At 67.8% G+C, this 7,771-nt stretch carries 2 protein-coding genes; both read right to left on the reverse strand.

The genetic code is table 11. The annotated features are described in order from the left end of the window. The coding region (locus AC1D0P_RS19590) for an OmpA family protein (RefSeq protein ID WP_477678285.1) at window positions 1-3,934 on the reverse strand (3,934 nt) is incomplete at its 3' end. Beyond that, window positions 3,931-7,771 (reverse strand): SdrD B-like domain-containing protein (locus AC1D0P_RS19595; RefSeq protein WP_477678286.1); only part of this gene is annotated, 3,841 nt, incomplete at its 5' end. The genes AC1D0P_RS19590 and AC1D0P_RS19595, both read right to left, overlap by 4 nt.

Raw genomic sequence — 7,771 nt, forward strand, 5'->3', positions numbered from 1 at the left:
CCTTCACACCTTTGCCGAGGTGGCGGTAGATGCCCAGCAGCGCGCCGGCTTTCGCATCCTGGGCTTCGGTGGCGCGCAGGTTTCGCAGCTCCACCAGTGCATCCCATTCCTTGACCAGGTGCAGGTCGGCGCGCAGGATCAGCAGGTCGGCGCGGCTGGAGAACCATTCGCCGCCGGCCACCGGCGACTTGAGTTCACCGATGCGGAAGGCGTACTTGGCGCCGACCGACAGCCATGGCTTCACGTCGTAAATCGTGTCGACCGAGAAGACCTGGCTGCGCTGCGCGTAGTCGGCTGCCTGGCCCGAAGGCGTGAGCTGGCCGGCGGTGGGCACGTTGTTCAAATTGGTGTACTTGAACAAGGTGTTCCAGCGGTCGTTGTCGACGGGGCGATAGGCGCTGCCGATGACAAACTCGTGGTAGTTGCCGTCGACAAACGCGCCCTGGCTGTTGCTGGAGCGTGAGACGTTGAGCTTGCCGAGCAGGCGCCACGCCGGGTCGACCTGCAGGCCGACGGTGTTGCGCATGAGCCAGKTGGTGCGTTCACCCGAGATATTGCCTTTGTCATGGCGCCACTCGATATTGCCGCCGTACTTGAGGCCGTCTTTTTTGTAGCCGATAGAGCCGCCCAGCGCGCGGCGCTTGAGGTCACCGGCCAAAGGATCGGACACGGTGCCGAACTCGACCTTGGCGCCAAAGTTCCAGCGGTCATTGGGCGACCAGTCGGTGCCGAAGGCCTGCGTCAGGCTTTGCGGGCCAGCGCCATTGACGGAGCGGCCTTCGCCGAAGACGCGCAGCTGGTCGGAGACGCGCGTGCTGGCGCCAGAGACCAGCGTGCCCTGGCGGCCGCGCCAGGCGACGTCGGGGCTTTCGGTTTCCACGGTGTAGGCCAGGTAGGCGTTGCTGCGGTCGGAGATGCGGTAGTCGGCGCCCAGCTTGCCGCCCACGCCCATGCTGCCGCTGGAGGTTTCGCCGCTGAGTTTCACGCGCTCGCTGACTTGCAGCGCGCCGCCCAGGCCGACGCGGTTGTTGGGGTCGCGCGTCTCGTCGCGCTCCAGCGTGCCCTGCACATAACCATAGGCTTCCCAGTCTTCTTTTTCGCCGGGCTTGCCGCCCTGGCGGTCAGGACGGTAGTCGGCGCGCAGCTGCGCATCGGTGCGTGAGCCGGTTTGCGACAGCAAGGGGCTGGCGTTCGGTACGATATTGGAGCGGTCGTCGGCGCGCGTGCCCGGCATCACCTCCACGTCGGCGGAAGCACCGGCCTGCTTGACGGCCTCGCCGCCAATGCCTATCTGCCCGGGGGCCGAGTAGCCGCGGTCGCGGTTCTGCGCGTAAGCCGTGACCTTGCCCTTCATGCTGTCGGTCACTTCGGCCAGGTCGACCGAGGCTTCGAGGCGTTCGGCGCCGGCCGACTGGATGGCGCCGCTGCTCAGGGTGTTGAAGCCGAAGCCGCCGTCAATCGAAGTCTGCGCGCCGTTGCCCGGGCCCTTGGAGCGGGCCGCCTCGAACTTGAGCCAGGTGCCGGGCTTGTAGCGCAGCGTGCCGTCCACGCCTTTGAGCGTCTGGCTGGAGCCAGTTTCGCCCTGGTGGTAGGTGCTGGCACCCAGCTGGAAGTGGTCATTGATCCACTGGCTGGCGCGCAGGCCGGTCGACAGGTTGCTGACGGCGGTGACGCCGGGCGCGAACTCATAGGTCGTGACCAGGTAGACCGGCTGGCCGCCGACCGCCGAAGTCATGATCAGACCTGCGCCGCCGCCGGTGGCGGACAGCGGCGACTGCAGCAGGATGCGGCCCTGCAGGTAGTTGACCTCGTAGTCCTGCGTGGGCGCGAGCTCGCGGCGCTCTATCACCATGCCCGAATCCTTGTCGCGCACTTCGATCCAGACGCGCTCCGAACCCTGGGTGATGTCCAGGTGGCGCAGGTAATAGATGGAGCCGCCGGTGCCGCGGAACTCCTCGCGCGAGGCCAGGGTGCCCGGGTCGGCCGCGAAAGCGTCGATCTGCGTGCGCTTCTCGCCATAGGCCGTGGCTTCTTCGGATCGGTGGCGCAGCTGAGCGCCGTAGAGGCCGCGCGAATACTGCATCAACTCGGTGCCGCTCCAGGAGGTCTGGAAGTTGCCCCACATGATGTGCGAATCGCCTTTTTGCAGCTTGACGAAAAACTTGCCCTGCGTGGGCGCGTCGTCCACGGTGGTGCTGTCGTCGCCGTAGACCGGGTAGTACAGGTTGGGGTCTATGCTGCGCAGCAGGTACTTGGGGTCCTTGCTCGAGAAGTTGGAGAACAGGTCTTCGATGGGGCCTTCGCGCGTGTCGGCCGAAGCCGTCAGCAGCCACTCGCCCTTGATCTTGCCCTTGAGGTAAAAAGCGGCGCGGCCGTCGACGTAGACCTTGTCTTCGTAGTGGCTCAGGTCGCCGGTCACCAGCTTGGCGGGGCCTGAGACATTGTTCTTGCCGGCCGTCAAATCACCGAGTGCCAGGTAGAACCAGTCATCGGCCGCGATGTTGAGGTTGCGGCGGAAGGTGGTGGCCTTGCCATCCGTTTCCTTAAGTGTCACTTCCACCGATTGCGGGCCGGCCGGCATGATCTGCTTCATCGCAAACTTGCCTTGCGCGTCTATGGGCAGCTCCAGGCCCAGGGCCTCTATGCGCTGGCCGGGCTTCAAGTTTGTGCCGTTGACCGTGACCGTGCCGCCCGCCACCGGGATGTTGCGCAGGGCCAGGCTGTTCTCGCCATAACCGGTGAGGCGCTCGCGTTCCAGCTTGTCCTGGTCTTCGTTCGCCGGCATGGCGCGCGCCAGCAGGTTCAGCGCCTTGAGGCTGGTTTCGTCGAAGCGGCCCTGCGCGTCGTAGACACGCAGCAGGTAGAACACCTGGTCACCCGCGGTGTTGGCCGGCACCGTCCAACGGCTCGCGCCCGACCAGGCGATGGGCACGATTTCAAATGGCCGCTCCTGGGTTTTTTGCCCGGGGCGGAAGAGGCGCAGCTCGGCCTTTTTGATCCACGGAATGTAGTTGGACCAGGCGCGAAATTCCACGGCCTCGCCTTTGACGGCAGTGCCGGGTGTCGCCCAGGCATTCATCAGCGGCACGGCGGCCAGGCTGTCGTAGCGGACCTGGATGTCCGCCCGCTCGAGCGCGACGTCGGCGCAGCGCTGGCCGTCGGCCTCGTTCGGGATCTCGGCCGTGTTGATCGGCTCGCCGTCTATGGTGATGCGGAAGGGCACGGTCGACTGGCCGACCGATTGCGGCGTGCACGGCGGCAGCGCGGCCGCGGGAAGTGCTACGGGCGCCGCCACCGCGGCGGGCTGGAACCACACGCGCAATTCAACACGGCGGTTGCGGGCCATGCCTTCGGGTGTCGCGTTCGAGGCCAGCGGTTTGTTTTCGCCCTCGCCCTGGATCGAATACGTGATCGTGGGGTTGTTCAACAGTTGCTTGAGGTAGGCCGTCACGGCCAGCGCGCGCGCTTCGGAAAGGCCCTGGTTGTCCTTGAAGATGCGCTTGGTATCCGGCGCCAGGCGCTGGTTGTCGGTGTGGCCGACCACGGCAATGCGCATGCCTGCCGAGGCCGCGCCTTTGCCGCGGATTTCAGCGGCCAGCGATTCAATCGCGGCCCTGGCCGAAGGCGTGAGCTCGGCCTTGCCCGAGACAAACAGGCTGAGGCCGCCGGCTTCTTCGAGCGCCTTGTTGACGGAAGCCGGGCTGGGCGGCGTCTGCGCGGCGCGGGCGCGCATGCCGGCCGCTTCTTCGCGCGTCACGCCCGAGGGCATGGGGTAGGCGATGGCCGGCTGCACTTCTGCCGGCGGCGGCACGCTGAACAGGTCTATGCGCCCGTTGTCGATTCGTTTGCCGCTGACTTCAGTGGCGGCCCAGGTCGATGCGCCCGCGCAAAGCAGGCCGGCGGCGACGGCTATCGCATGTGTACGGAAATTCATTTCGCCGTCTCCAGCTCGGTTTCAATCATCAGGGGGTGCAGGGGTTCGCTTTCGGCGGCCTCATTCCCGTCTTTCCTCTTGCGCCTGGCCTCCCACAAGGCCTGTATTCGCTCGCTGACCGCGGCCACGCGTTTTTCGGCGAGGCCGGCCGGCTCGGCGCCGAGGCGGTAGGCGATGCGCAGCACCGACGGCCGGGCCGCGAGTTGCTCGGGAAGCTTTTGCAGGGTGGCGAGGTAGGCGGGCTGCAGCTCGGTGCTGTCGTTTGCGGGGGTGAAGGCGGCGCCCGAAAGCTCAAGCCGGACCACGCGGTGCACGGTGGCGCCGAAATTGAGCTTGACCATCTTGCCGCGCGTCACACGCACGTCACGCGGGTTTTCCGTGGTCAGGCGGTAGCCGGACGGCAGGGTCCGCTCGTCCACCTTCATCACGAAGTTGGAGCCGCGATCCGCGTTCGGGATCGCCGCGCAGGCGACGTGGAAGCGGCCGTCGTGGTCGCTGGTGACCAGCAGGCCGCGCGCCGTGGCGATGCGCACGTTGGCGATGCCGGGCTCGTCCTGGTCCTGGTAGCCGTTGGCGTTCTTGTCGTCGAAGACCTTGCCGATGATGTCGGAGCAGTCGAAGGTCGGATCGGGTACGACACGCACGGCGGCCGTGGCGGTGTTGGATATCTGCGCATTGACCAGGGCGTTTCGCGCCGCGACCTGGTTGGTGTAGGTCCCTTCAGACACGCCGGTGCCGACCACCAGCAGCATGCGCCAGGTCTTGCGTTCACCGCCTGCGAACACCTGGTTGGCCCATGTCAGGTTGCGGCCGCTGATGGTGGGCTCCAGCGCCACGCCATTGAGCGAGGCCGAGCCTGTGCGGTAACGGAAGCCCGCGGGAATCAGGTCGACCACACTGACGTTGCCGAGCACGGCGTTCAGCGTGTTGGTGGCGGTGATGGTGTAAGGCACCAGGTCGCCGCGCACCACGTTGACCAGCGGYGTGCTCTTGGTCATCAYGATGGCGCCGCCCAGGATGGGGTCCAGCGGGATGTGGTTGTTCAGCACGTTGGCGGAGCCGGGAATCGCGGCAAAGGTGAACGTGAAGAAGTACTGCGTGGTGGCCGCGCCGCCCGCCAGGGCCAGCGTGTTGTTGGGGCAGGCCGCGGGGTTGTGCTGCGGCACGCCGGTGCCGGGCGCGAAGTTGCTGTTCTGCACCAGCGCCGGGTCCGGGCTGGGCGGCGCCAGGCCGACACCCAGGGTCGCCGTGCAGGCCGGGATCATGGCCGAGGGGCCCGGCAGGTAACCGGCCGGCGAGGTCACGGTGAGTGTGTACAGCGTGCCGCCGACGGGCGCACCGCCCAGCAGCAGGAACTGGTAGGCGCCGTCCGCGCCGGTGGTCTGGGTCAGGCTGCCGCCTATCACGTCGGCCGCGGTGAGGCCGGGTGCGGAGAGCGTCACCACGGCGCCCGGCACAGGCTGCCGCGTCACGGCGTCGTAAACCACGCCGCTCGGGTCCAGCGGCAGGCTTTGCGCCACCGTGGTGGTGCCGGCGGCCAGGGTCAGGCCCCGCAGGGTGCCGTCGGTGTTGTTGGCGCCGGCCGGATTGGCGTTGGGGTTGGGCGTGCCATTGGTATAGGGCAAGCCGGTTTCATTGGGCACCGGGCGGCCGTAGATGCGCCCGCTGGTCGGTTCGCGGAAACGGATCTGGTAGCCCGAGCCGGGCGCCACGCTGGGGAAGGCGTAGGCGCCGCTGGCGTCGGAGGTGGTGGTGCCGACCACCACGCCGCCCAGCGTCAGTTCGACGATCCAGCCGGGGACTAGCGGCTCGCCGGGGTCCTTGATGCGGTCGTGGTTGAGGTCGCGCCACACCGTGCCGCGCACCGCGGCCACGTCGGAGATCACCGTGGGGTCGGTGGCGGTGTTGTTGCCGTTGAAGCCTGCGGGCTCATTGCCGCCGGAGACCACGGCGGTGTTCACCAGCACCTGGCCGGAGAGGCCCGCGGCAACCGCCACGCGCACCGTGAAGACAGGGGCCGTGCCACCCGCGGCGATGACGCTGGCGGTGGTGCAGGTGACCGAGGTGACCGCGCTGCTGCAGGACCAGGTGGCGCCGCCGGCGACGGCGGCCACCGTCATGCCCGCGGGCAGGGTGTCGACCACCGTGATGGTGCCGGAGGTCGCCACCGTGCCGACGTTCGAGACGGTGATGGTGTAGAAGCCGGTGCTCGAGCCCTGCGCGAAACTGACCGGCGAATGGGTCTTGGCTATCGCGAGGTCGGGTGCCGCGCCGGGAATCTCTGCGAAGTTGTTGTCGGCCGACACGGCGTTGGCGGTGGCCAGCGGAATCGCCGAGATGGAAGACACAGGGTTGGCCGGCAGGGTTGCCACGCCGCCGGTGCTGCCTGCAATGGTCTGGCCGTTGCTCGTGCCCGCCGCCTGCGGCAGCGGCTGCGTGACGGTGTAGTTTCCTTGTGCCAGGCCGGTGAAGCTGTAGCGTCCGTCGGCCGTCGTGGTGGTGGTCCTGGAAACGGCCAGGCCGTTGATGTCGGTGCCGGTCAGGTTGAGGGTCTGCCCGCCTATGCCGTGGTCGCTGCCGTTGACCACGCCGTTGTTGTCGTAGTCGAGGAAGACCCGGCCGGAAATCGTTCCGCCGTTGGCCACTTCGGCGAAGTTGTTGCCGGACGAGACCGTGTTGGGCGGCAGCACGAGGGTGCTGATGCGGCTGGGCGTGACGGCTGGCGTGGTGGCCGTGCCGGGCGTGCCGCCGTTGGGGACCGCACCGGCCGTCGTGATGCCGTTGGAGGTTCCGGCGGGCTGCGTGGGTTCCACCACGGTGTAGGAACCGGGCAGCAGGTTGCCGAAGCTGTAGCCGCCCGCGGCGTCGGTGACCGTGGTCGCCAGCAAGGCGTTGGTGCCGGGGTCACGCAGTTCAATCGTCACGCCGGGCAGCGGGTCGTCGGCGCCGTCCTGCACGCCGTTGTTGTTGAGGTCCTTGAAGACCTTGCCGCTGATCGACGAAGGCGCGACTTCCGCGAAGTTGTTGTTGGCCGAGCCCGAGATTTCGCCGCCCGCGCCATTGCCGTTGAGCGTGATGTTGGTGACCTGGCTGCTGGTCGCGGTCGGGTTGGACGCGGTGCCGGCCGTGCCGGTGCTGCCGTTGATGCCGCTGATCGCGCCGGCCGTGGTGATGCCGTTGGTGGTGCCCGCGGGCTGTGCGGGCTGGCACACGGAGTAACTGCCGGCCGCCAGGCCAGCGAACAGGTAATTGCCCAGCGCGTCGGTCGTGCCTGTCGTCAGCAGCGCGCCGCTGCAGTTCGCGCCGCTGCGCAGTTCAATGCTCACGCCGGCGATCGGCGTGTCGGTGCCGTTCTGGAAGGTGCCGTTGGGCGTCGGGTTGTTGTCCTTGAAGACCTTGCCCGAGACATAGCCCAGGGTGCTGATGGTCAGCGGCGCATTGGCGGGCGCCTGGTTGTTGCCCAGGTTGGTCCGCAGCGCGCCGGCCGGAATGTTGTTGGTGTGCGTACCGGCGGTGAGGCCGGTCACATTGACGTCAATCGTGCAGCCGCCCGCGGGAATGGTGCCGCCGCTGTTCAGCCGCACGCTGGTGGCATTGGCCGCGGCGACCACGGTGCCGCCGCAGGTCGTCGCCATGCCGGGCGTGGCGGTCAGCTGGATCTGGCCGGGCGCGGTGGGCAGCACGTCGTCAAAGTCCGCGCTCAAGGTCATCGCGGTGGTGTTGGCATTGCCCAGCACGATGCTCAGGCGCGACGTGCCGCCGGGCGGAATCACGGCCGGCGAGAACTGCTTGCCGACGGTGGGCGGGGTGGAAACAATCAGCTGCGCGCTGGTGGGT

This window comes from Polaromonas sp. P1_G2 (assembly GCF_056405515.1).